Genomic DNA, 24903 nt, shown 5'->3' with positions numbered 1-24903 from the left:
CACGCGAAGTGGGCCTTGGGTCCTGGGCGTGACGAATCAGCCGTCTTGACGCTCCTGCGCCATGCACGCCGCAGCGGTGAACAGCGCATCGGTGGACGAGTTCAGCGCGGTCTCTGCCGAGTCCTGGACGATGCCGATGATGAAGCCGATGGCGACGACCTGCATGGCCACGTCATTGGGGATGCCGAACAGGCTGCAGGCCAGCGGGATCAGCAGCAGCGAGCCGCCGGCCACGCCCGAGGCGCCGCAGGCGCTGATCGAGGCGAGCACGCTGAGCAGCAGGGCGGTGGGCAGGTCCACCGCGATGTTCAGCGTATGCACGGCGGCCAGGGTCAGCACGCTGATGGTGATGGCGGCACCGGCCATGTTGATGGTGGCGCCCAGCGGGATGGACACCGAGTAGGTTTCCTCGTGCAGGCCCAGGCGCTGGCACAGTTGCAGGTTGACCGGAATGTTCGCCGCCGAGCTGCGGGTGAAGAAGGCGGTCAGGCCGCTTTCGCGCAGGCAGGTGAAGACCAGCGGATAGGGGTTGCGACGGATCTTCCAGTACACCAGCGCCGGGTTGACCACCAGGGCGACCAGGAGCATGCAGCCGACCAGCACCACCAGCAGGTGCAGGTAGCCGAGCAGGGCGTCGAAACCGGATTCGGCCAGGGTCGCGGCCACCAGGCCGAAGATGCCCAGCGGGGCCAGGCGGATGACCAGCTTGACGATGGCGGTGACGCCGTTGGACAGGTCTCCCAGCAATTGCTTGCTGCCGGCGCTGGCATGGCGGAAGGCGAAGCCCAGGCCGATGGCCCAGGCCAGGATGCCGATGAAGTTGCCCCTGAGCAGCGCATTGACCGGGTTGTCGACCAGGTTCATCAGCAGGGTCTTGAGGACTTCGCCGATCCCGCCCGGAGGCGACAGTTCGGCGGCCTGACTGCTCAGCACCAGTGCCGAGGGGAAGGCGAAGCTGGCGACGACGGCCACCAGTGCGGCGCTGAAGGTACCGAGCAGGTACATCAGCAGAATCGGGCGGATGTGGGTCTGCTGACCGTGCTGGTGGTTGGCGATGGAGGCCATCACCAGGATGAACACCAGGATGGGCGCCACTGCTTTCAGCGCGGAAACGAAGACATTGCCGATGAAGCCGACGGACAGCGCAGCCTGGGGAGCGACATAGGCAAGGGCGATGCCTGCCAGCAGGCCGATGACGATCTGCGTCACCAGGCTGATGCGGTTGAGAAGCTGCAGGGCAGGGTGGAGGGCTTGGGACATCGGGTGGTCTCTGGTTGCTGGGCACGCTGCTCGAGCAGGGCGCCGGGGCGAGAGGACTTTCAGCCAGGGCCGAAAAAAATAGCGCGCGACTCTAGCACAGCCTTCATGGGCTTCTAGCCAGGGCAGTCGATCTCGGCGACGGAGTGCAAGGCGGTGTCGCATCTCGATAAGCTTGCACTGCTTGAAATATTGAACATGCGATGCGTATTTTGTACGTCTCGCCGCCCCTCGGGCGGTATTCGCGTCATTCAAGGACAATAAAGATGAGCACTGCCAACTGCCGCCCACTGGAAACCCTTCTGCAGGGGATCGATGAGATCGACTGCGTCACCCCCGACCTCAACGGGGTACCGCGCGGCAAGGTGATGACCGCCAGTGGCTTCCTCGAAGGCCGTCGCCTGCAGCTCGCTCGCGGCGTGTTGCTGCAATGCATCATGGGCGGCTACCCGGCGGCGCGCTTCTACGGCAGCGATGACGGCGACCTGTTGCTCAATGCCGAGCCGAGCCAGATCCACCGCCTGCCCTGGAGCGAGCCGCCGCGCGCGTTGGCGATCTGCGACGCGGACGAGCTGGACGGGCGCAGTTCCGGGCTGTCCACCCGTGGCCTGCTCAAGCGCGTGCTGGCGCGTTATGCCGAGCAGGGCTGGCAACCCGTCGTGGCCACTGAGCTGGAGTTCTTCGTCTTCGCCGGCAACCCCGATCCGCAGCAGCCATTCCAGCCGCCGCTGGGGCTCGATGGCCGCCGTGAGGATGGTGGCGCGGCGTTCAGCGTCAGTTCCAGCAATGGCCTGCGGCCGTTCTTCGCCGATGTCTACCGCTGCATGGAGGCGCTCGGCCTGCCGCGCGATACCTTCATGCACGAGATGGGCGTGAGCCAGTTCGAGATCAACCTGCTGCACGGCGATGCGCTGCAGTTGGCTGATCAGACCTTCCTGTTCAAGCATCTGCTCAAGGAGGTCGGCTTCAAGCACGGTTTGTCCGTGGTGTGCATGGCCAAGCCCCTGGCGCACACCCCCGGCAGCTCCATGCACATCCACCAGAGCGTGGTGGAGCAAGGCAGTGGCCGCAACATCTTCAGCGCCGACAATGGTGAGGCGACAGCCGCCTTCTATCACTTTATCGCTGGCCAGCAGGCTGCGCTGGCGGATTTCACCCTGCTGTTCGCGCCGCATGTGAACTCCTATCAGCGCCTGTGCCACCCCTATGCCTCACCGAACAATGCCTGCTGGTCGGCGGACAACCGCGCGGCGGGGCTGCGCATTCCCGCCAGTGCGCCGGTGGCGCGACGGGTGGAGAATCGCCTGCCTGGCGCCGATGCCAACCCTTACCTGGCGCTCGCTGCCAGCCTTGCCGCCGGCTTGCATGGCCTGGAGCGCGAGCTGCAGCCGAGCCCGGCGATTCAGGGGGAGTTCGAGGTGCCAGAAGAATTGACGCTACCCTGTACCATGCACGCCGCCATCGAGCGTCTGAAACGAAGCGAGCTGGCAATCGAACTGTTCGGTGCGGAATTCATCGAAGGCTACATCGCCAGCAAGACCATGGAGCTGACCAGCTTCTACGATGAAATAACGCCCTGGGAGCGTCGTGTTCTGGCTGGCCAAGCCTGACGCTGTTTTTGCCTACCCGCGTACAAGGAGCTTTATCCGTCAATGCGACTGATCTGGAAGTCATTCCGTTCGCTGTACTTCGCCACGCTGCTGATGCTGCTGGGTTCCGGTCTGCTCAGTACCTACCTGGCCCTGCGCCTGGCCGACACGGTGGATGGTCTGTGGGTCGGGGCGTTGATGGCGGCCAACTATTTCGGCCTGGTGCTGGGGGGCAAGCTCGGGCACCGTCTGATCGGCCGGGTCGGGCACATTCGTGCCTACGTGGCCTGCGCCGGTGTGGTCACCGCGGCGGTGCTGGGGCATGGCCTGGTGGAGTGGCTGCCGTTCTGGCTGTTCCTGCGCATGCTGGTGGGCCTGGGCATGATGTGCCAGTACATGGTGATCGAGAGCTGGCTGAACGAGCAGGCCGATGCCAAGCAGCGCGGCCTGGTGTTCAGCGGCTACATGGCGGCGTCCTACATGGGGCTGATTCTTGGGCAGCTGACGCTGGTGGTGCATCCGACGCTGGGGCTGGAGCTGCTGATGCTGGTCGCTCTCTGCTTCGCTCTGTGCCTGGTGCCGGTTGCGCTGACCCGGCGCCTGCACCCGGCGCCGCTGCATCCGGCACCGCTGGAGCTGCGCTTCTTCCTGGACCGGGTGCCGTTGTCGCTGACGACCATTTCGGTGGCCGGGCTGCTGATCGGCTCCTTCTATGGCCTCGCGCCGCTGTATGCCACGCGCATGGGGCTCTCCACCGAGCAGGTGGGTCTGTTCATGGGCAGCTGCATTCTCGCCGGGCTGCTGGTGCAGTGGCCGCTGGGCTGGTTGTCCGACCGGCGTGACCGGGTGCGCCTGATTCGAGGCTGTGCGGTGTTTCTGCTGCTGGCCGCGCTGCCACTGGCGGCGTTGCCGCAGGTGTTCCTCGGCTTGCTGATCGGCGTCGGCTTTCTGGTCAGCCTGATGCAGTTCAGCCTGTATCCGTTGGCGGTGGCGCTGGCCAACGACCACGTGGAGCCGGAGCGCCGGGTCTCGCTGACCGCGATGCTGCTGGTCACCTTCGGCGTCGGCGCCTGTATCGGACCCCTGCTGGCGGGCGTGCTGATGCGTTTCTACGGGGCCAACATGCTCTACGTGTTCGTCTGTTTCTGCGCGCTGATCCTGATCTGGCGCATTCGTCCCGAGGTGGTCACCCACCAGCATCAAGTCGACGATGCGCCGCTGCAGCACATGGCCATGCCGGGCAACGTCGCCAGCTCACCGCTGGTTGCCGCGCTCGATCCGCGCGTCGACGAGCAGACCGTGCAGGAGCAGATGCAGCAGGAGCCGGCTCCTGAGGTGCCAGACGAGAACGAGGAGAAGAGCGAGCGTGCCGGGCAGTAGCCTGCGTCCCGGCAGCGGCTCACGTGGGATTCAGAAGGGGCCGTCGCCTTCGGTGCGACGCGCCTCGCGCTGCAACTGATAGACGAAGCGCTCGACCTGACGTTGCTCCAGGCCGCTCATGCGGTAGAAGCGCGTGCCGACGAAGGTCATGTCGAGCTTTTCGTCGTACTGCACATGGCGCAGTTCCACTGCGCAAGTCATCGAGCCGAACGGCAGCTGCGCGGTCAGGCGCTCATGCACCTGGCCGTTGCTCAGTTGCTCGCTCAGGTTGCCTGCGAAACGCAGCTTGCAGCCTGTCGCGGAGATGTCCAGCAGGTGGCCGGGCAGCGCATCGCGCAGCTTGTCGCCGGTCAGTACGACCTTGACCTGGTCGCTCTGCTTCAGCTGGGCGCGGAAGGCACTGCGCCGCTGGTGATAGATGACTTCCAGCGGCAGCGGCGCCCAGTAGCACGGCGCACCTTCGAGTTCGCCCAGCTGCACGTCATGCTCGCAGCTCCAGGCTACGCGCACGCCATCGCGAAAGGCTTCGACGTTGAAGGATTCGCCCTGCTTGAGGAAGCGCTCGCCGTCGGTCGGGATGATTTCGTCCAGGGCCACGCGCGCGCGGTCGCGGTCGACCTCGACGAGATAGCTCTGGAAACGCTGGCCACGTCCTTTGAACTGGATGACCAGCGGATCATGGTTCTGCTGCAATTGACGTAAGGTGGCAATGATCTCTGCGGATGTCTTGAGCACCTTGGGCGGCTGGGGGCCGCTCTCGTCGTGGAACGCACTGGACACAGTTCGGAACTCTCCGAGTCATGGACTACAACGGCACTAGCATACTGGCGAAGTGCCTGCATGTCCCTGTGCTTTTATTGTTAGCGTGATTCGCTCAAGCCTGGCTGAGCGGTCTCTGCTGCGCGATTTTAGCGGCACTGCCCCGGCTGTCATAGAGCCCGGGCGTTTCCCCGCCACGCAGAATGCCAAGGATGTTGCCGACCGACGCCTGGTTGGCGCGGATCAGCCGGCCGTTGCGCGTGTTGCCATCCTGGCAGCGTTGCAGCAGCTTGGACAGCTCTTCGCTGCGCGCCAGCAACTGATCACCGACGGCGGACTGGGCGGCCAGCGTGGCGAGCCCCTGGCGGTCCGCGCTCAGGTTGGCGCTCTGCAGCAGGCGACTGCGCTCGTTGCCGTGCTGCTGGAGGAGTGCGAGAAGCGGTTGCTTGTCACCGAGCAGGCGGTCGAGGCGGGTGAGATCGCGGTCGGTCAGGGCCTGGAATTCGTTATCGATCAGCTCAAGCAACTGCTCGGCCGTGCCGATGTCGTGGGAGAACAGGTCTAGCAGGGCGGTGTCTTGCATGGCGGGCTCTTGGGGGTCGGGCGTCCAACACCCCCAGCGCAGCCCTGGGACTAGCGCTGGGATTCGAAGTCGAGCAGTTTCTGGGCGACGCGTTTGCTGTCGACCTGATAGCTGCCGTCAGCGATGGCCTGTTTCAGCTGGGCCACGCGCTCCTTGTTGACGATGGGCTGATCGCGCAGCTTCTCGCCGATTGCTTGCAGCTGCTGAGCCTCGCGACTCAGTTGCACGGGTTCGCCGCTCTTGGCGTCGGTTTGTCCATCGCTACCGGTGACAGGCGCTTTGCTCGGCTGTGCCGATTCACTGCGATTGCCAGCCTGAGTCGCGCCGGTACGTCCCGTGGTAGCGGACGTATTGGCATTATTCAGCCGGTTGAAATCGATGACCATGATGCAGAACCTCGGACGATATGGTGGACGCTTGCCATGCTTTTCGGCCACTGCCGAGAAAACTTTAGGACTAATTTCATCGCGTCGTCGAACAGTGTAGGGAATCGCCTGACCTTTACGCTACAAGAAACGTGCCTACATGGCGACCTCGACCTGGCCCGGACCCACGACCCGGGCCCGGATGACCCGCTGCGAGCGCAGGTTGCGGATGTTGATCTGTTCGCCAGGAGCCCCGTCCGTGAGGGCTTCGCCGGGCATGCGCACGCTGAAGTTGGCGCCGACGGCGTTGATCACGACCTGGTCGCCGCGACGAATCACTTCCGCCGCCTCCAGGTGGCTGGGCGCAATGACCTGATTGGCATTGAGCTGGCGCGTCAATTTCTTGCCGACGACCTGTGCTGGGTCCGTCAGGTAGCCCTGGGAAAGCTGGCCGATATCACGCTCGGCCATGCTCAGGTCGGAAGCCTTGACTATGCTTAGGCGCTTGAGGGGACGGGTGAGTACGGCGACATGGCGGTACAGGCGCACTTCGGCGGGAACGAACACGGTCCAGGGGGCGCTGCCGTCGCAGCGCACACGGGTGGTGACCCGGCCCAGGGGCTGTGCCGGACTCTCGAGCGTGGTCGTCAGCGGAACGTCGCACAGTGCCAGGCGCAGGCGAGGATCGAGACGATTCACACGAATCTCATGGCGGCCGTGGATTTCGCTACGCTGTAGATAATTGGTGACCGCTTCCTCAAGAAAGGTCTCGGTGGCGCCGATAAGTTGTTCAGCACTGGTAAAGCTGGCCGCCGCCGTAGCGCTATAGCCGAGCATCGGCAAAGCGAGTAAAACGGGCAGGGAAGTAAGGCACTTTGCCAGTAGCTGACGGAATGATGACGTTGTCTGCTTCATACGCAATGCAAAGCAAGCCCCGTGCCGCCTGCTAGGCTCAACGGGGAGAGCGTTACTAGACGAGAAGGAGTCCGGGCATGGCCGGGTTGATGGATTCGGTTAACCAGCGAACTCAGTTGGTGGGACAGAACCGCTTGGAGTTGTTGCTTTTTCGCCTGGAAGGCCCGCAGCTATACGGTATCAACGTATTCAAGGTGAAAGAGGTCCTGCAGTGTCCGAACCTCACCATCATGCCCAAGTCCAGCCCGGTGGTGCGCGGGGTGGCCAACATTCGTGGCGGCACCATCCCGATTCTCGATCTGTCGATCGCCACCGGTCGGGCGCCGCTGAGTGATCTGAAAACCAGTTTCGTGATCATCACCGAGTACAACACCAAGGTTCAGGGCTTTCTGGTGCGTTCGGTCGAGCGCATCGTCAACATGAACTGGGAAGAGATCCATCCACCACCCAAGGGCACTGGCCGCGATCATTACCTGACGGCGGTCACGCGGATGGATCAGCAACTGGTGGAAATCATCGACGTCGAGAAGATCCTCGCCGAGGTCGCGCCCACGTCGGAAGCGATTTCCGCGGGCGTCATCGACGAACAGGTGCAGAGCCAGGCGGTGACCAAGCACGTCTTGATCGTCGATGACTCCTCCGTGGCGCGCAAGCAGGTTTCCCGTTGCCTGCAGACCGTGGGTGTCGAGGTCACTGCGCTGAACGATGGCCGTGAGGCACTCGACTACCTCAAGAAAATGGTGGATGAAGGCCGCAATCCCGATAAGGAACTGCTGATGCTGATTTCCGATATCGAGATGCCGGAAATGGACGGCTATACACTGACCACGGAGATTCGCAGCGACCCGCGCATGCAGAAGTTGCATATCCTCCTGCATACTTCGCTCTCGGGCGTGTTCAATCAGGCAATGGTGAAGAAGGTCGGCGCTGACGACTTCCTCGCCAAGTTCAAGCCGGATGATCTGGCGGCGCGCGTGGTCGATCGCATTCGTGTGTCGGATGAGGGCTAAGAGAACGTCTCTTGGCAAACATTATGGTTGGTGAGGCTGCATTAGTGTCTTCGGGTAATTTGGATTTCGAGCAGTTCCGGACTTTCCTGGAAAAGGCCTGCGGTATCCTGCTTGGCAGCAACAAGCAGTACCTGGTCTCCAGCCGTCTGAACAAGCTGATGGAACAGAACGGCATCAAGACCCTGGGTGAACTGGTGCAGCGCATGCAGAGCCAGCCCCGGGGAGGATTGCGTGAGCAGGTGGTCGATGCCATGACCACCAACGAAACCCTGTGGTTTCGTGACACCTATCCGTTCGAGGTGCTCAAGAGCCGGGTACTGCCTGAGCTGATCAAGGCCTACCCGTCGCAGCGGCTGCGCATCTGGTCGGCGGCCTGTTCGTCCGGCCAGGAGCCGTATTCGCTGTCGATGTCCATCGACGAGTTCGAGCGGACCAACCTGGGGCAACTCAAGGCCGGTGTGCAGATCGTGGCCACGGACCTGTCCCCGTCGATGCTGAGCAACTGCAAGTCCGGCGAGTACGACAGTCTGGCCATGGGCCGGGGGTTGTCGCAGGAACGCCTGCAGCGCTTCTTCGACCCCAGGGGACCTGGGCGCTGGCAGGTCAAGGCGCCGATCAAGAACCGGGTCGAGTTCCGTCCGCTCAATCTGCTGGACAGCTACGCCGCGCTGGGCAAGTTCGACATCGTGTTCTGCCGCAACGTGCTGATCTACTTCTCGGCGGAGGTGAAGAAGGACATCCTCACGCGCATCCATGCGACCCTGAAGCCCGGTGGCTACCTGTTCCTCGGGGCGTCCGAGGCGCTCAATGGCCTGCCGGACAAGTACCAGATGGTGCAGTGCAGCCCGGGGATCATCTACAAGGCCAAGTAGCCGCGAAGTCGCTCGGGTATGTCAGCAACGGGAGGCCATGTGCCTCCCGTTGGCGTTTTCGGCACCGCGCAGCGGCAACGCATGCCCGCATGGCATTGCCGCCTGGTTGCCTGTAGGCGGTAAAGCTTTGCCGCTTTGCCGCTTTCCTTTCCCGGATATCTGTCTAACGCATTGATTTACAAGGGTTAAACAAGTTGGCACAGGCTTTGCTGAATAGCTCGCAACGGTAACCAGATCGCCCCAGTGGCAAAGGTTCAGAGCATGAGCATCAATTTCGGCAAGGCACTCGGTATCCACGAACAGGCGCTCGCGTTCCGCGCTCAGCGCGCCGAGGTGCTGTCCAACAACATCGCCAACGCCGACACGCCGAACTACAAGGCGCGCGACCTGGACTTCGCCAGCGTGCTCGCCGAGCAGAATGCCAAGCAGCAGCGCGGCAACGTCAGCCTGGCGCGCACCGATGGCCGTCATATCGCGGCTGACGGCGTGGCCACCGGCGAGGCCGAGCTGCCTTACCGCACGCCGTTCCATGCCTCTCTGGACCAGAACACCGTCGACCTGCAGATCGAGCAATCGAACTACGCGGAAAACTCGGTGCAGTTTCAGGCCAGCTTCACCTTCCTCAACAGCAAGTTCAAAGGGCTGACCGCGGCCCTGCGCGGCGAATAAGGAGCGCGACCATGTCTCTTGCCAGTGTCTTCAATATCGCCGGAACCGGTATGAGCGCCCAGAGCACTCGCCTGAACACCATTTCCAGCAACATCGCCAACGCCGAGACCGTCTCCTCGAGCATCGATCAGACCTATCGGGCCCGTCATCCGGTATTCGCCACGGTGTTCCAGCAGGCGCAGGACGGGGATCGCGGCTCGCTGTTCGCCGAGCAGGACGACGCCGGCCGTGGTGTCCAGGTGCTCGGTGTGATCGAGGACCAGAGCAGCCTGATGCCGCGTTACGAGCCGGACCATCCGATGGCCAACGCCGATGGTTACGTCTACTACCCGAACGTCAATGTGGTCGAGGAGATGGCTGACATGATTTCCGCCAGTCGCGCCTTCCAGACCAACGTGGAAATGATGAATACCGCCAAGCAGATGCTGCAGCGTGTGCTGACCCTCGGTCAGTAACGTATTTGAAGGGGACTAGGGATGAGCACAGTAAGCGGCACGAGTTCGGTACTCGACCAGTATCAGATCAAGCAGGACACCACGCAGAACAAGGAACTCGGCAAGAACGAGTTCCTCAACCTGCTGGTGGCCCAGTTGAACAACCAGAACCCGCTGGAGCCGCAGGGCAACGGCGAGTTCATCGCCCAGCTGGCACAGTTCAGCCAGGTGGAGGGTATCGAGAAGCTCAACACCAGCATGGAGTCGCTGCTCTCCGGCTACCAGTCGTCGCAGGCGCTGCAGGCTTCCTCGCTGGTCGGACGCAAGGTGATCATCCCCAGCGAGAAAGCCGTCGTCGATACCAGCGAGAGCTTCAAGGCGACCGCCGTTCTGCCGGTCAGCAGCAGCAACGTCTACGTCAACGTCTATGACAACGCCGGTTCGCTGGTGTCGCGCGTCAACCTCGGCGAGCAGGCTGCCGGCAACGTCAGCTTCATCTGGGACGGCAAGGATTCCAACGGCAACCTGATGCCGCCAGGGACCTACAAGTTCGAGGCGCAGGCCACGTATGGCTCGGAAACCAAGGGGCTGTACACCATGCTGCCGGCCAACGTCGACAGCGTGACGCTGGGTGGCGGCGAGCTGATGCTCAACCTCGCCGGCCTCGGCAGTGTTCCGCTTTCGCAAGTGCAGGTCATCGGCCAGTAATTATTGCCGCCGGCAGTTCCGGCAAAGGAGTCTTCCATGTCTTTCAATATCGGTCTCAGCGGTCTGCGGGCGGCAACCAGCGACCTCAATGTCACGGGCAACAACATCGCCAACGCCGGCACCGCGGGTTTCAAGCAGTCTCGCGCGGAGTTCGCCGATCTCTACGCCTCGTCGGTGCTCGGCACCGGCAAGAACCCGCAGGGCAGTGGCGTGCTGCTGGCCGACGTGGCGCAGCTGTTCAACCAGGGCAACATCAACTACACGCAGAACGCGCTGGACATGGCCATCAGCGGCAACGGCTTCTTCGTCACCAGCAACAATGGCGACATCAGCTATACCCGCGCGGGTTACTTCGGTACGGACCGTGACGGCTACATCGTCAACAACTTCGGTTATCGCCTGCAGGGTTACGGCGCCGACGAGAACGGCAATATCCTGCCGGTGCGCACCGACCTGCGCGTCAACGCCGGGCAGCAGGAGCCGAAGGCGACCACCACGGTCACCCAGACGGTCAACCTGAACTCCAATGCCGTGCGTCCGGTCAACGCCGGGACCATGGCGGCGCCGACCTTCGACCCGAGCGATTCGCAGTCCTTCAACTGGTCGACCTCCACCAACATCTACGACGCCCAGGGCAACGCCCACGTCATGAGCCAGTACTTCGTCAAGAACGAGGCGCCGGCCAACAACGGCTGGGTCATGCACGTGCTGATCGACGGTGTGAACCCGCGCGACCCGAGCAGCACCCAGCCCTTCAGCTATGCAGTGAACTACGATGCCGCCGGGCAACTGGCGACCCCGGCGCTGACGCCGCTGGCCAGTACGCCGGCGAATCCGGCCCTGGACGCGCCGGCGATTCCGGCGGGCACGCCGAACGGCATTTTCGCCCTGGCCGATACCGACTGGACGCCGGCGGAAGAGGACCCGGCCAACCCGGGCACGATGGTCGCCAACGGGGCTGACAGCGAGGCGTTTACCTTCGACATGCGCGGGTCGACCCAGTACGCCGCGTCGTTCGGGGTCAATGCCGTCAGCCAGGATGGCTACACCACGGGTCAGCTCGCCGGGCTCGAAGTCGACGATACCGGCGTGATCTTCGCCCGCTACACCAACGGTCAGTCGAAGGTGCAGGGGCAGGTGCTGCTGGCCAACTTCGCCAACGTCCAGGGGCTGACGCCGGTGGGCAAGACGGCCTGGGTGCAGTCCTTCGAGTCGGGTGAGCCGGTTATCGGTACCCCGCGCAGCAGTACCCTCGGGGCTCTGGAGGCGGGGGCGCTGGAGGACTCCAACGTCGAGCTGTCGGACCAGCTGGTGAACCTCATCGTGGCGCAGCGCAACTACCAGGCGAACGCCAAGACCATCGAGACCGAGAGCGCCATCACCCAGACCATCATCAACCTGCGTTGATGGCGCTGACCTGAGATGAAGCGGCAAGCCAGGCTTGCCGCTTTGCCGTTCCGCAACCGGCAAAACCTCGCCGCCGCATGTCTTTCGGCGCTCTCTATCTCTAGATAAATCCTTTTAAATCAGCGTCTTGTATTTGATTTATCCGTTTGGCACGGCGCTTGCTGTAAAGCATGCAAAGAGCCAAGGGCACGTCGCCCACTCGGAGAATTACCATGGACAAGATGCTGTACGTCTCCATGACCGGAGCGCAGAACAACACCCTGGGTCTGCGCGCCCACGCCAACAACCTGGCCAACGTGTCCACCTCGGGTTTCCGTCGTGATTTCGAGCAGGCGCGTTCGATGCCGCTGTTCGGCGACACCTACCCGGCGCGCGTGTTCGCGATGAGCGAGCGCCCGGCGACCGATTTCCGCCCGGGTTCGCTGCAGGAGACCGGGCGCGACCTCGATGTCGCCATCGGTGGCAAGGGTTGGGTCGCCGTGCAGGCTCCGGATGGCAGCGAGGCCTACGTCCGTACCGCCAGTCTGAATATCGATGCCCTCGGTGTGCTGCGCACCGGCAACGGCTTGCCGGTGATGGGCAATGCCGGGCCGATTGCCGTGCCGCCGGAGCAGAAGGTGGAGATCGGTCAGGACGGCACCATCAGCATTCGCGCCCTTGGCGAAAACCCCAACGTGCTGGCCGAGGTCGACCGCATCAAGCTGGTCAATCCCGATCCGAAGAGCCTGGAGAAGGGCGCCGACGGTCTGATCCGGGTCAAGGGCCAGCCCGAAGTAGAGGCCGATGCCACGGTGCAGCTCACCTCCGGCTTCCTCGAGGCGAGCAACGTCAATGCCGTCGAAGAGATGACGGCGATCCTGTCCCTGTCCCGTCAGTTCGAGCTGTCGGTGAAGATGATGCGTACCGCCGAAGACAACGCCTCGGCCATGGCGCGGGTTTTGCAGATTAGCTAATTACCAGTACGCGGCGCCGTAAAACCGGCGTCCGAGGAGAAACGATATGCTTCCGGCACTTTGGGTCAGCAAGACCGGTCTGTCCGCCCAGGACATGAACCTGACCACCATTTCCAACAACCTGGCCAACGTCGCGACCACTGGCTTCAAACGCGATCGGGCCGAGTTCGAAGATCTGCTGTACCAGATTCGTCGTCAGCCGGGTGGCCAGTCCAGCCAGGACAGCGAACTGCCGTCCGGCCTGCAGCTCGGCACCGGTGTGCGCGTGGTCGGTACGCAGAAGATCTTCACCGCCGGTAGCCTGCAGACCACCGAGCAGCCGCTGGACCTGGCCGTGAATGGCCGTGGTTTCTTCCAGATCCTGCAGCCCGATGGCACTGTCTCCTACACCCGCGATGGCAGCTTTCACCTGAACTCCGATGGCCAGATCGTCACCTCCCAGGGCTTTGCCCTGGAGCCGGCCATCGTGCTGCCCAACGAAGTGCGCACCTTCACTGTCGGCGAGGACGGCACCGTGTCGGTCACCACGGCCGGCAACCCGCAGCCGCAGATCATCGGCAACATCCAGCTGGCTGACTTCGTCAACCCGGCGGGTCTCGAAGCCATCGGCAACAACCTGTTCCTGGAAACCGGTTCCAGCGGTGCGCCGCAGGTCGGCAACCCTGGCCTCAACGGTCTGGGCACCACCCTGCAGAACACCCTGGAAAACTCCAACGTCAGCGTGGTGGAAGAGCTGGTGAACATGATCACCACCCAGCGCGCCTACGAAATGAACTCCAAGGTGATTTCCACCGCCGATCAGATGCTGTCCTTCGTGACGCAGAACCTCTGATCAATCCTGATTCTGTTGTGAACGCCGCGAGGTAGTGGTTATGAACCGGCAAATACTCTGTTTCCCCCTGTTGGCTGGCCTGCTGCTCGGCAGCGGCTGCGTGGCGCCGACAGCCAAGCCGGATGATCCCTATTACGCGCCGGTACTGCCGCGCACGCCGTTGCCGGCGGCACAGAACAACGGTTCGATCTACCAGGCAGGATTCGAGAACGGCCTGTATGACGACCGCAAGGCGTTCCGCGTCGGCGACATCATCACCATCACCCTCAACGAGCGGACGCAGGCCAGCAAGAACGCCAACAGCTCGCTGCAGAAGGACAGCAGCGGCACCCTGGGCGTGCCCAATCTGTTCGGCATGGCGGTAGCACCGAAGAATCCGCTGAGCGGCCTCAGCGCCCTGGGCATGACCAACGACAAGCTGAGCCTGGATTCGAGCTGGGATTCGCAGCGCGCCAACACCGGCTCCGGCCAGGCAGGGCAGAGCAACAGCCTGTCCGGTTCGATCACCGTGACCGTCGCCGAAGTGCTGCCCAACGGCATCCTCGCCGTACGCGGCGAGAAGTGGATGACCCTCAATACCGGTGATGAGCTGGTGCGCATCTCCGGTCTGGTTCGCGCCGACGACATCGCCACCGACAACACCGTCGCCTCGACGCGGGTGGCGGATGCGCGCATCACCTATTCCGGCACCGGGGCCTTCGCCGACGCCAGTCAGCCTGGCTGGTTGAGCCGCTTCTTCATGAGCCCGCTGTGGCCGTTCTGACCCTGAGGGCGCGCAAATGAAAACCTGGTTGCCTCATCCTTCGTTCCTGGCGCTGAGCCGCCTGGCCCACTGGTATGCGCGATTCAGCGCGAGCGGTTCTGCGCGCAAGGCCTTCGCGGTCGACGCGGCGCGCAAGCCGGGCGGGCGCGTCCAGTCCTGCAGGGCGTCCAGCCGGCATGAGGGCGTTGCGGGCGGAGCCTGCCGCCGTCAGTTCGCCGTGGCCCATCGCGGCTACCGTCATCGCGGTGCCAACGACTGGCTGCTCCTGGCCACTCTGCTCGGCTGCATGCTGCTGAGCCTGCCGACCCAGGCCGAACGCCTGAAGGACCTGGCCTCGATTCAGGGCGTGCGCAGCAACCAGCTGATCGGCTACGGCCTGGTGGTGGGGCTCAACGGCAGTGGTGACCAGACTACCCAGACCCCGTTCACCGTGCAGACCTTTAACAACATGCTGGCGCAGTTCGGCATCAAGGTACCGGCCGGCGGCAACGTGCAGCTGAAGAACGTCGCCGCCGTGTCGGTGCATGCCGACCTGCCGCCGTTCGCCAAGCCGGGCCAGGTCATCGACATCACCATCTCGTCGATCGGCAACGCCAAGAGCCTGCGCGGCGGCAGCCTGCTGATGACCCCGCTCAAGGGCATCGACGGCAACGTCTATGCCATCGCTCAGGGCAACCTGGTGGTCGGGGGTTTCGATGCCAGCGGCGCCGATGGCTCGCGCATCACCGTCAACGTGCCGTCCGCCGGCCGCATCCCTGGCGGTGCCACCGTGGAACGCCCGGTGCCGAGCGGTTTCGATCAGGGCAACTACCTGACCCTGAACCTCAATCGCCCCGACTTCACCACGGCGAAGAACATCGTCGACCAGGTCAACAACCTGTTGGGCCCAGGCGTGGCACAGGCCATCGACGGCGGCTCGATCCGGGTCAGCGCGCCGCTCGACCCCAACCAGCGCGTCGACTACCTGTCGATTCTGGAGAATCTCGAGGTGGAGGCCGGGCAGGCCATCGCCAAGGTCATCATCAATTCGCGTACCGGCACCATCGTCATCGGCCAGAACGTCAAGGTTCAGCCGGCGGCCGTCACCCACGGCAGCCTGACGGTGACCATCACCGAAGACCCGATCGTCAGCCAGCCGGACGCGCTCTCGGGCGGCCAGACGGCGGTGGTGCCACGCTCGCGCGTGGGCGCCGAGGAGGAGGCCAAGCCGATGTTCAAGTTCGGTCCGGGTACCAGCCTCGACGAGATCGTGCGTGCGGTTAACCAGGTGGGCGCTGCGCCCTCCGATCTGATGGCCATCCTGGAGGCGCTCAAGCAAGCCGGCGCTCTGCAGGCCGACCTGATCGTGATCTGAGGAGGACTGCCGATATGGACTCTCGACTCTCGGCCGGCCTGCTCGGCAACGGCAAAAGCCCGATCGACAGCGGTGCCTTCACCGACCTGAACCGCCTGAACCAGTTCAAGGTCGGTGGCGACAGCGAGCAGAACATCCGCAAGGTCGCGCAGGAATTCGAATCGCTGTTCATGAACGAAATGCTCAAGGCCATGCGTTCGGCCAACGCCGCGTTCGGCGAGGGCAACTTCATGAACAGCAACGAGAGCAAGACCTATCAGGACATGTACGACCAGCAGCTGGCGGTGACGCTCTCCAAGGAAGGGCGTGGCATCGGCCTGGCCGACGTGCTGGTGCGGCAGATGTCGAAGATCAAGCAGCCGTCGAGCCGCCCCAATCCGTTCGCCCAGGTCGAACAGCCGGTGGCTGCGACGTCCGCCACGACGACTGACAAAACGGCAGACAAGGTGGCCAGCGCCGAAGGCTTCCGTGATGACGTGGCGCTGCTCAATCGCCGTCGTCTGGCCGTGCCCGGCAAACTGGCGGACCGCCTGCTGGCAGGCATCGTGCCGTCGGCCGGGGAGGGGGAGGGCAAGACCCTGTCCGGCAACGACTGGATTCCGGCGCAGAGCAGCGCCGCGCCCCGGGGCAAGGCCCTGAGCCTGGGCAACAGCGACGCCCTGACCGGCCGGCGTATCGCCCAGCCCCCGCTGGCGCCGGGCAAGGCGGCATTCAGTTCGCCGCAGGAGTTCGTCGCCACCATGCTGCCGATGGCCGAGGCCGCCGCCGAGAAGATCGGCGTGGACCCGCGCTACCTGGTGGCGCAGGCCGCGCTGGAAACCGGCTGGGGCAAATCCATCATTCGCACCGGCGATGGCCAGAGCAGCCACAACCTGTTCGGCATCAAGACCCACAACAGCTGGGATGGCGAGTCGGCGCGCGTGCTGACCACCGAGTACCAGGGCGGCAAGGCCGTGCGTGAAACCGCCAACTTCCGTGCCTACGACTCCTATGCGCAGAGCTTCGACGACTACGTCAGCTTCCTGCAGAATAACGGGCGCTACGAGAAGGCCCTGAGCAGCACCGACAACCCGGAGCGCTTCGTCAAGGAACTGCAGCAGGCCGGTTATGCCACGGATCCGCAGTACGCCCGCAAGATCTCCCAGATCGCGCGCAAGATGCAGACCTATCAGGCAATCGCCGCTGCCGACAGCGCCACCACAAGGACCTGAGGTTGACTCATGGCTGACCTACTCAACATAGGCCTGTCCGGGCTGGCAGCGAACAAGACGTCGCTGTCGGTGACGGGGCACAACATCGTCAACGTCAACACGCCCGGTTTCTCCCGCCAGGAAACCGTGCAGGCCACCCGCACGCCGCAGTTCAGCGGGGCGGGGTACATCGGCTCGGGCACCACGCTGGTCGATGTGCGGCGCATCTACAACGAGTTCCTCAATACGCAGGTGCGCAGCAGCACGGCGTTGAACAGCGACACCCAGGCCTACCTGAGTCAGATCAATCAGCTCGACTCGTTGCTCGCAGGCAGCACCACCGGTGTCACGCCGGGCCTGCAGAAGCTGTTCGCCGCGTTGCAGACGGCCGCCGAGGACCCCGCCAACATTCCGGCACGGCAGCTGGTACTGTCCGAAGCCGAGGGCCTGGCCAAGCGTTTCAACACGATCTACGACCGGCTGAACGAGCAGAACGCCTTCATCAACAAGCAGCTGTCCGCCGTGACCGATCAGGTCAATCAGCTGGCGACCTCGATCGCCGGTTACAACGACGCCATCGCCGTGGCGGCGTCCAACGGGCAGGCCCCGAACGACCTGCTCGACGCCCGTGAAGAAGCGGTGCGCAAGCTCTCCGAGTTCGTCGGCGTGACGGTGGTGCCGCAGGACGACAACACCTACAACCTGTTCATCGGCTCCGGCCAGCCGCTGGTGGTGGGCAGCAATGCCGCACGCCTGGAGGTGACGCCGGGGCAGAGCGACCCGTTGCGCAGTGAAATCCAGTTCGTCAGCGGCAACTCGCGGCAGAACGTCACTTCGCTGATCACCGGTGGCGAGATGGGCGGCCTGCTGCGCTATCGCCAGGACGTGCTGGACACCTCGCTGAACGCGGTCGGCCGCCTGGCGCTGTCGGTCACCGACCAGATCAACCGCCAGCTGGGCCAGGGCCTGGACCTCAACGGCGAGTTCGGCAACGAGCTGTTCAGGCCGCTCAACGATCCGCTGCTGCTCGCCCAGCGCAGCCTGGCCCGCGTCGGCAACAGCGACCCGACGGCCAATCTCAACGTCACCATCACCGACACCACGCAGCTGACCACCAGTGACTACGAGGTGCAGTTCACCAGCGCAACCGAGTACGTGGTGCGGCGTGTCTCCGATGGCACCCTGTTCCCGCCGACGCCGGCGACGTTCGATATCACCACCGTCCCGGCCCCGGAGGTCGATGGCTTCTCGCTCGGTGTGGCGGCGGGCACCTTCGCCGCGGGGGATCGCTTCTCCATCATGCCGACCCGCAATGCCGGCAGCCACATGCGTGCCGACATGAAGAACGCCGAAGAGCTGGCGTTCGCCTCGCCGCTCAAGGCCGAGACCAGCCCGGCCAATATCGGCACCGGCAAGATCACCCAACCGAGCCTGCTCACCGAGATCGACATCTACGATCCGGTCGCGCAGGCCGATCTGGAGACCAGCCTGCGCAATGCGCCGCCTCTGCGCATCGTGATGGGGGCGGGCGGTGGTGCGACCCAGAGCTACGACGTGGTCGACATCAACGGCAACGTGATCGACACCGGCAGCATCGTGCCGGGACAGAACAACACGGTCACCATCACCGTACCGGCCAACCCGCCGAACGTGCCCAGCACCTTCGATTACGAAGTCACCATCAGTGGCCGTCCCGAGGGCGGCGACAACTTCTCGGTGTCGTTCAACACCAATGGCGTGTCCGACAACCGCAACGCCCTGAAACTGACCGACCTGCAGAACAAGGCGGTGATCGGCATCAACCCGGCGGCGCCCGGCACGACCGGCGCAAGTTTCACCGACTCCTACGGTGATCTCGTCGAGCGTGTCGGTACCCTGACCAGCCAGGCGCGGGTCGACGGAGAGGCGACCGGTGCGATCCTCAAGCAGGCCACCGACAACCGCGATTCGGTCTCCGGGGTCAACCTCGACGAGGAGGCCGCCAAGCTGATCCAGTTCGAGCAGTACTACCAGGCGTCGGCGCAGATCATTCAAGTTGCGCGTAGCCTGTTCGATACCCTGATCAATACATTCTGATAGTCACCCTCCCGGCATCGAGAGGGTGTAGCCTGTTCAACTGACAGGCGTTGCAAGAGGCAAGCCCCATGGTCATGCGCATTTCATCCATCCAGGCGTTCAACAACGGCGTTTCCGGTCTGGGGCGCAACTATTCCAATGTGATCCGGACCCAGGAACAGATCAGCAGCGGCAACCGCATCCTCACGCCGGCGGACGATCCGGTCGCCTCGGTGCGCTTGCTGCAGCTGGAGCAGCAGCAGGCCGTGCTCAAGCAGTACAACGACAACCTGACGGCAGCGGAAAACAGCCTGGTGCAGGAAGAGACCACGCTCAACTCGGTCAACACCGTCATGCAGCGGGTGCGCGAACTGGCCGTGCGTGCCGGCGGCGGAAGCCTGTCGGCAGAGGATCGCCAGTCGATCGCCAAGGAGCTGGAGGAGCGCGAGGCCGAGTTGCTCAACCTGATGAACAGCCGCAACGCCCGTGGCGAATACCTGTTCAGCGGCAACCTGGGCAAGACCGAGCCGTTCGTCCGCAACCCGGACGGCACCTACTCCTACTTCGGTGACGAGGGCCAGCGCAGCCTGCAGGTCGCCAGCTCGACCAACGTCGCGATCAACGACAACGGCAAGCGTCTGTTCGAGAGCGTCACCAATGCCAACCGGGTGGCCAACACCGACGGGGTCAACAATCCGGCATTGCCGACGCCGCCGCTGCCGGCCACCAGCATTCCGGCGGTTCCCGCCGACGAGCAGCGCGTGTTCATCTCGCCGGGCCTGGTCGAGGACGACCGCGCCTTCAACTCCACCTTCCGCAGTGGCGAGCCCTATTCGCTGGCGTTCGTCAGCGGCAACGAATTCCGCATCTACGACGCTTCCGGGGCCGATGTCACGTCCGAGATTCCGGGCGGCGGCAAGATCGACCCGCTGGCCAACAGTGGTAACACGATCAACTTCCGTGGCATGCGCTTTCAGCTCGACGTGGTGCTGAAGGACGGCGACAACTCCATGGACCTGGACAACCTGCTGGCGGACATTCAACCGCCGGCAACGGCGGGTACGCCGGGCATCGGTACCCACAGCTTCACCCTGCAGTCGGCCGAGACCGAGTTCGCCGTGACCCGTTCCTCGACCAACGCCTCGGGTGCGGTGGTCTCGGGCGGCACCATCGTCAACCAGGCGACCTTCGACGCGCAATTTCCCACGGCCGGGGTGGTGGTGCGCTTCACCGATGCGACCAACTACGAGGTCTACGCCCAGCCGCTCGGGCCTGGCAGCCCGGTGCTGAGCACGGGTACCGCAGCGGGCCCCTATCCGTCGACCTTCAACGTCTATGGGGTCGACTTCAGCATTTCCGCCCCGGCCAACGCGGCGGGCGGCGATGAGTTCGGCGTGCAGCCGCAGTTCCAGGAGCAGCGCAGCATCCTCGACACCATTGCGCGCCTGCGCCAGACCCTGGAGTCCTCGCCGACCTCGCCGGCCGGCAACCTGGCGATCCGTGACGAGGTGGCCATTGCCCTGAAGAACCTCGACAACGGCATGGGCAACGTCGATGAGGTCCGCACCGAGATCGGTGCCCGGCGCAACCTGATCGAGACCACGCAGATCGACAACGAGGACGTCACCCTGGTGAACAAGTCCGTGCAGGCCGACCTGCGAGAGCTGGATTACGCCGAGGCGCTGTCGCGCCTGTCATTCCAGACCATCGTGCTCGAAGCCGCGCAGCAGAGCTACGTGAAGATTGCCGGTCTGAACCTGTTCAATCAGTTGCGTTAACTAGCCGCCTCCTCCCCAGTGCTGCTACGCTCCCGCCCCCTTCGGGCGGGACGGCCGTGGCGGTTCGCTTCACGTTTTCCCGTCATGTCTTGCTCCCCCCGTATCCTTCTGCAGTGCGGCATGCATTTTGCTCGAATGGTTCGTGGGAGTGGGGTAAGGTCAATGAATTGTCGGTCTGAGCGGACGACCTGGGCGAGTCTATGAAAACAGTCATTCTGGCCGGTGGGCTGGGCACGCGTATCAGCGAAGAGTCTCACCTGCGGCCCAAGCCGATGATCGAGATAGGCGGCAAGCCGATCATCTGGCACATCATGAAGATCTACTCCCACTACGGCATCAACGATTTCGTGATCTGCCTGGGCTACAAGGGTTACGTCATCAAGGAGTATTTCGCCAACTACTTCCTGCACATGTCGGACGTGACCTTCGACATGGCAGAGAACCAGATGCACATCCACAACCGGCATGCCGAGCCGTGGCGTGTAACCCTGGTCGACACCGGCGAGAGCACCGCCACGGGCGGTCGCCTGAAGCGTGTGCGTGATTACCTGGGCGATGAGACCTTCTGCCTGACCTACGGCGATGGCGTCGCCAACATCGACATTCCGCAACTGATCGATTTTCACCGTGGCCACGGCAAGCTCGCCACGGTGACGGCCGTACAACCGCCTGGCCGTTATGGTGCCCTGGATGTCCAGGGGCAGCAGGTGCGGGGCTTCCAGGAAAAGCCTCAGGGCGATGGCGGCTGGATCAATGGTGGCTTCTTCGTGCTCGAGCCGGGCGTGTTCGATTACATCGACGGCGACGACACCACCTGGGAGTACGAGCCGATGCGTCAGCTGTCCGAACAGGGGCAGCTGATGAGTCATCTGCATCGCGGCTTCTGGCAGCCGATGGATACGCTGCGCGATCGTGTGCTGCTCGAAGAGCGCTGGAAGAGCGGTCAGGCGGAGTGGCGTCTATGGTCGTGAGTACGGCGTTCTGGGCAGGCCGCCGGGTCCTGTTGACCGGGCACACCGGTTTCAAGGGCGGCTGGTTGGCGCTGTGGCTGCGGGAGCTGGGGGCAGAGGTCTGCGGTTATGCATTGCCGGCTCCCGACGGGCCTTCCCTGTGGCAGGTTGCGCAACTGCACGAGCAGGTGCCGGGGACCCTGGCCGACATCCGTGATACCCAGCGCGTGAGCGAGGCCGTTGCGACGTTCCGCCCGGAAATCGTCCTGCACCTGGCGGCTCAGCCGCTGGTGCGCGAATCCTACCGTGCGCCTGCCGAGACCTACGCGACCAATGTCATGGGCACGGTCAACCTGCTGGAGGCGGTGCGCCATTGCGACAGTGTGCGTGCAATGTTGGTGGTGACCAGCGACAAGTGCTACGAGAACCGTGAATGGCTCTGGCCGTACCGCGAAAGTGATGGCCTCGGTGGACATGACCTTTACAGCAGCAGCAAGGCCTGTGTGGAGCTGCTCTGCGCATCCTGGCGCGAGTCGTTCCTGCGTGAGTCGGGCATCGCGCTGGCCACGGCGCGGGCCGGCAATGTGATCGGCGGTGGCGATTGGTCGGCTGACCGTCTGCTGCCCGATATCCTGCGTGCCTGGCAGGCCGGGCAGTCACTGACGCTGCGCTACCCGCAGGCCGTGCGCCCCTGGCAGCACGTGCTCGAACCGCTGCACGGCTATCTGCGCCTGGCGCAGGCGCTGGTCGAGCAGGGCGATGCCGTGGCGGAGGCATGGAACTTCGGCCCCGACAACGAGGGGCTGGTCAGCGTCGGCGAACTGGTCGAGCGGCTGGCCCGGCGCTGGCCTGATGAGGCGCGCTGGTCGGTCGAGGCGAGTGAGCAACCGCACGAGGCTGGCCTGCTCGCGCTGGACTCCAGCCAGGCGCGTGTGCGTCTGGATTGGCGCCCGCGCTGGACCTTGCAGCAGGCCATCGAACGAACCCTCGACTGGCACCAGGCCTGGCAGGCCGGCGAGGACATGCAGTCATTCAGCCGTGCGCAGATCGCGGCCTATCAAGGCGAAACCCATGAGTGAACAGACGGCGCAGGCGCTGCGGCAGCAGATTGCCGAGCTGGTGGAACGCTATGCCGACCTGCAATTGGCTCCTGCTGCCTTCGAAGCCGGCCGCGATGCCGTGCCGCCGTCCGGCAAGGTGATCGGCGCGGGCGAGTTGAAAAACATGACCGAGGCCGTGCTGGATGGCTGGTTGACCACCGGGCGCTTCAACCAGGCCTTCGAGAAGCGCCTGGCCCGTTATCTGGGGCGGCGTGGTGTGCTGACCACCAACTCCGGCTCTTCGGCCAATTTGCTGGCGTTCTCCGCGTTGACCTCGCCACGTCTGGGCGACCGAGCGATCCGCAAGGGCGACGAAGTGATTGGCGTGGCCGCCGGTTTTCCTACCACGGTCAATCCCATCCTGCAGTTTGGTGCGGTACCCGTGTTCGTCGATATCGAGCTGGGCACCTACAACATCGATCCGGCTTTGATCGAAGCTGCCATCGGGCCGCGTACCAAGGCCATCATGCTTGCCCATACGCTGGGCAACCCGTTCAACCTCAAAGTCGTCCGCGAATTGTGCGACCGTTATGGCCTGTGGTTGATCGAAGATTGCTGCGATGCCCTCGGTGCAACCTACGAAGGGCGTCAGGTAGGCGGCTTCGGCGACCTGGGCACGCTGAGTTTCTATCCGGCCCACCACATCACCATGGGCGAGGGCGGGGCGGTGTTCACCGACTCGCCGCTGCTCAAGCGCATCGTCGAGTCGTTCCGCGACTGGGGACGTGACTGCTATTGTGCGCCAGGCGAGGACAACACCTGTGGCAAGCGCTTCTGCTGGCAGCTGGGTGAGCTGCCGGAAGGCTACGACCACAAGTACACCTACTCGCACCTGGGCTACAACCTGAAGATCACCGACATGCAGGCCGCCTGTGCCCTGGCGCAGATGGATCGCCTCGATGATTTCATTGCCGCACGCAAGCGCAACTTCGCCTGGCTCAGCGAGCGTCTGGCCGGCTGTGCCGAGCACCTGATCCTGCCGCACGCGACGCCAGGCAGCGATCCGTCATGGTTCGGCTTCCCGCTGACCCTGCGCGATGGTTGCGGCATCGAACGGGTCGGGTTGCTGCGCCATCTGGATGAGCAACGTGTAGGCACGCGCCTGCTGTTCGCTGGCAACCTGACGCGCCAGCCCTACATGCAAGGCCAGCAATACCGTGTGAGCGGTGAGCTGACAGTGACCGACAAGGTGATGCGTGACACCTTCTGGATCGGTCTCTGGCCAGGGCTCACCGAGGATCATCTGGAGCATGCCGCGCGCAGCCTGGAAACCTACGTGCGGAGGCTGCGCTGATGCGTGCCTATGTGCTCTGCGGTGGCTTCGGCACGCGCCTGCGCAGCGTGACCGATGCGCAGAAAGCGCTGGTGCCGGTGCACGGAGAGCCTTTCCTGGCACGCGTGCTGCGTCAGCTGGCACGCGCCGGTATCAGCGAGGCGGTGCTCTGCGCCCATTATCGAGCCGAGCAGGTGGCCGAGCAGCTCGCTGGCCTGGCGCGTGACGCAGGGCTGCCACTGACGCTGGTGGTCGAGTCCAGCCCGATGGGCACGGGGGGCGCGCTGCTCAACGCGTTGCGTGAGCAGCCTGCGCAGGGCCGCTACCTGGTGCTCAACGCCGATACCTTCGTCGATGTCGATGGCTACAGGCTGATGATGCAGGGACCCGGCAATGCGCTGCTGGGAGCACGTGTGGACGATCGCAGTCGTTACGGCAGCCTAGAAATCGACGCCGCTGGCCAGCTGCAGGCGTTGCTGGAGAAAGGTCGCGGAGGAGCGGGCCTGATCAACGCGGGCGTCTACGCTTTCACCTGCGATACCTTCGTCAGCGCTGCCGTGCGTGCGTGCTCGATGGAGCAGGAACTGCTGCCCGAGTTGCTGGCCCGAGAGGCCGTGAGTGTCATCGAGTACAGCGGTCGCTTCATCGATATCGGCACGCCGGAGTCGTTCGATCGCTACGCCAATGACTTTCGGATGGAGTCCTGA

General features: G+C 63.9%; 24 protein-coding genes. 19 read left to right on the top strand and 5 right to left on the bottom strand.

Translation table 11 applies throughout. From position 1 onward, the window contains the following. Window positions 1-36 precede the first annotated feature (36 nt). Window positions 37-1260: a serine/threonine transporter SstT gene (gene sstT / locus EWH21_RS16335; protein ID WP_277698835.1), complete on the bottom strand. Its 1224-nt coding sequence runs from the start codon at window positions 1258-1260 to the stop codon at window positions 37-39. Window positions 1261-1625: 365 nt separating this feature from the next. Here sstT and EWH21_RS16330 point away from each other — a divergent pair, with 365 nt between their 5' ends. Both EWH21_RS16330 and EWH21_RS16325 read left to right on the top strand, forming a co-directional pair. Next, window positions 1626-2867 carry a glutamine synthetase family protein gene (locus tag EWH21_RS16330; RefSeq protein ID WP_172979224.1) on the top strand — a complete coding sequence of 414 codons (1242 nt, stop codon included), beginning with the start codon at window positions 1626-1628 and terminating at the stop codon, window positions 2865-2867. A gap of 42 nt (window positions 2868-2909) precedes the next feature. Beyond that, complete coding sequence (locus EWH21_RS16325) at window positions 2910-4226, top strand: MFS transporter (RefSeq protein ID WP_277698834.1); 1317 nt, start codon at window positions 2910-2912, stop codon at window positions 4224-4226. A gap of 30 nt (window positions 4227-4256) precedes the next feature. Here EWH21_RS16325 and EWH21_RS16320 read toward each other — a convergent pair whose 3' ends face one another. The 4 genes from EWH21_RS16320 to flgA all read right to left on the bottom strand — a co-directional run bounded on the left by EWH21_RS16320 (window position 4257) and on the right by flgA (window position 6848). After that, window positions 4257-5006, bottom strand: coding sequence for a flagellar brake protein (locus EWH21_RS16320; RefSeq protein WP_277698833.1), 750 nt, complete (start codon window positions 5004-5006; stop codon window positions 4257-4259). 94 nt (window positions 5007-5100) lie between these two features. Continuing rightward, window positions 5101-5568 (bottom strand): flagellar protein FlgN, encoded by a 468-nt coding sequence (locus EWH21_RS16315; protein WP_037050334.1) that lies wholly within the window; start codon window positions 5566-5568, stop codon window positions 5101-5103. Between the two features lie 50 nt (window positions 5569-5618). Further along, entirely contained in the window at window positions 5619-5954 is a 336-nt protein-coding gene (gene flgM, locus EWH21_RS16310) for a flagellar biosynthesis anti-sigma factor FlgM (protein ID WP_037050337.1), read from the bottom strand. Between the two features lie 135 nt (window positions 5955-6089). Beyond that, window positions 6090-6848 (bottom strand): flagellar basal body P-ring formation chaperone FlgA, encoded by a 759-nt coding sequence (gene flgA / locus EWH21_RS16305; RefSeq protein ID WP_152489122.1) that lies wholly within the window; start codon window positions 6846-6848, stop codon window positions 6090-6092. Window positions 6849-6925: 77 nt separating this feature from the next. Between flgA and EWH21_RS16300 the strand changes: the two genes are divergently transcribed. The 17 genes from EWH21_RS16300 (at window position 6926) to EWH21_RS16220 (ending at window position 24903) form a co-directional block, all read left to right on the top strand. After that, on the top strand, window positions 6926-7858 hold the full coding sequence (locus EWH21_RS16300) for a chemotaxis protein CheV (protein ID WP_037050343.1): 933 nt from the start codon (window positions 6926-6928) through the stop codon (window positions 7856-7858). 44 nt (window positions 7859-7902) lie between these two features. Beyond that, a complete protein-coding gene (cheR, locus tag EWH21_RS16295) occupies window positions 7903-8730 on the top strand; it encodes a protein-glutamate O-methyltransferase CheR (protein WP_037050345.1) in 828 nt (275 codons plus the stop codon). A gap of 261 nt (window positions 8731-8991) precedes the next feature. Next, window positions 8992-9399, top strand: a complete 408-nt coding sequence (flgB, locus tag EWH21_RS16290; protein WP_037050348.1) for a flagellar basal body rod protein FlgB — start codon at window positions 8992-8994, stop codon at window positions 9397-9399. Between the two features lie 11 nt (window positions 9400-9410). Continuing rightward, on the top strand, window positions 9411-9854 hold the full coding sequence (gene flgC / locus EWH21_RS16285; protein WP_037050350.1) for a flagellar basal body rod protein FlgC: 444 nt from the start codon (window positions 9411-9413) through the stop codon (window positions 9852-9854). A gap of 21 nt (window positions 9855-9875) precedes the next feature. Next, on the top strand, window positions 9876-10541 hold the full coding sequence (gene flgD / locus EWH21_RS16280; protein WP_037050352.1) for a flagellar hook assembly protein FlgD: 666 nt from the start codon (window positions 9876-9878) through the stop codon (window positions 10539-10541). A gap of 36 nt (window positions 10542-10577) precedes the next feature. Then, window positions 10578-11948, top strand: a complete 1371-nt coding sequence (gene flgE / locus EWH21_RS16275) for a flagellar hook protein FlgE (RefSeq protein WP_037050355.1) — start codon at window positions 10578-10580, stop codon at window positions 11946-11948. 212 nt (window positions 11949-12160) lie between these two features. Continuing rightward, window positions 12161-12901, top strand: a complete 741-nt coding sequence (locus EWH21_RS16270; RefSeq protein WP_277698832.1) for a flagellar basal body rod protein FlgF — start codon at window positions 12161-12163, stop codon at window positions 12899-12901. Window positions 12902-12947: 46 nt separating this feature from the next. Beyond that, window positions 12948-13733, top strand: coding sequence for a flagellar basal-body rod protein FlgG (flgG, locus tag EWH21_RS16265; protein ID WP_037050359.1), 786 nt, complete (start codon window positions 12948-12950; stop codon window positions 13731-13733). A gap of 40 nt (window positions 13734-13773) precedes the next feature. After that, window positions 13774-14496: a flagellar basal body L-ring protein FlgH gene (gene flgH / locus EWH21_RS16260; protein ID WP_037050361.1), complete on the top strand. Its 723-nt coding sequence runs from the start codon at window positions 13774-13776 to the stop codon at window positions 14494-14496. 286 nt (window positions 14497-14782) lie between these two features. Continuing rightward, the gene (locus tag EWH21_RS16255) at window positions 14783-15850 is read left to right on the top strand and encodes a flagellar basal body P-ring protein FlgI (RefSeq protein WP_037050585.1); all 1068 of its coding nucleotides are present in this window, start codon (window positions 14783-14785) and stop codon (window positions 15848-15850) included. Between the two features lie 14 nt (window positions 15851-15864). Further along, window positions 15865-17061, top strand: coding sequence for a flagellar assembly peptidoglycan hydrolase FlgJ (gene flgJ / locus EWH21_RS16250; RefSeq protein ID WP_277698831.1), 1197 nt, complete (start codon window positions 15865-15867; stop codon window positions 17059-17061). A gap of 9 nt (window positions 17062-17070) precedes the next feature. Next, complete coding sequence (gene flgK / locus EWH21_RS16245; RefSeq protein ID WP_037050366.1) at window positions 17071-19116, top strand: flagellar hook-associated protein FlgK; 2046 nt, start codon at window positions 17071-17073, stop codon at window positions 19114-19116. Between the two features lie 68 nt (window positions 19117-19184). After that, complete coding sequence (locus EWH21_RS16240; protein ID WP_037050368.1) at window positions 19185-20873, top strand: flagellar hook-associated protein 3; 1689 nt, start codon at window positions 19185-19187, stop codon at window positions 20871-20873. A gap of 200 nt (window positions 20874-21073) precedes the next feature. After that, a complete protein-coding gene (gene rfbF, locus EWH21_RS16235) occupies window positions 21074-21844 on the top strand; it encodes a glucose-1-phosphate cytidylyltransferase (protein ID WP_152489117.1) in 771 nt (256 codons plus the stop codon). Beyond that, window positions 21835-22902, top strand: a complete 1068-nt coding sequence (gene rfbG, locus EWH21_RS16230; protein WP_277698830.1) for a CDP-glucose 4,6-dehydratase — start codon at window positions 21835-21837, stop codon at window positions 22900-22902. The genes rfbF and rfbG overlap by 10 nt, the downstream gene beginning before the upstream one ends. Next, on the top strand, window positions 22895-24217 hold the full coding sequence (gene rfbH / locus EWH21_RS16225; RefSeq protein WP_277698829.1) for a lipopolysaccharide biosynthesis protein RfbH: 1323 nt from the start codon (window positions 22895-22897) through the stop codon (window positions 24215-24217). Before rfbG ends, rfbH begins: the two co-directional genes overlap by 8 nt. Beyond that, a complete protein-coding gene (locus EWH21_RS16220) occupies window positions 24217-24903 on the top strand; it encodes a sugar phosphate nucleotidyltransferase (protein ID WP_152489114.1) in 687 nt (228 codons plus the stop codon). The genes rfbH and EWH21_RS16220 overlap by 1 nt, the downstream gene beginning before the upstream one ends.

Source organism: Pseudomonas sp. REST10, from assembly GCF_029542605.1.
In the GTDB taxonomy this organism is placed as follows: Bacteria; Pseudomonadota; Gammaproteobacteria; order Pseudomonadales; family Pseudomonadaceae; genus Aquipseudomonas; species Aquipseudomonas khazarica.
This window is presented reverse-complemented; position numbering and strand designations above follow the sequence as displayed.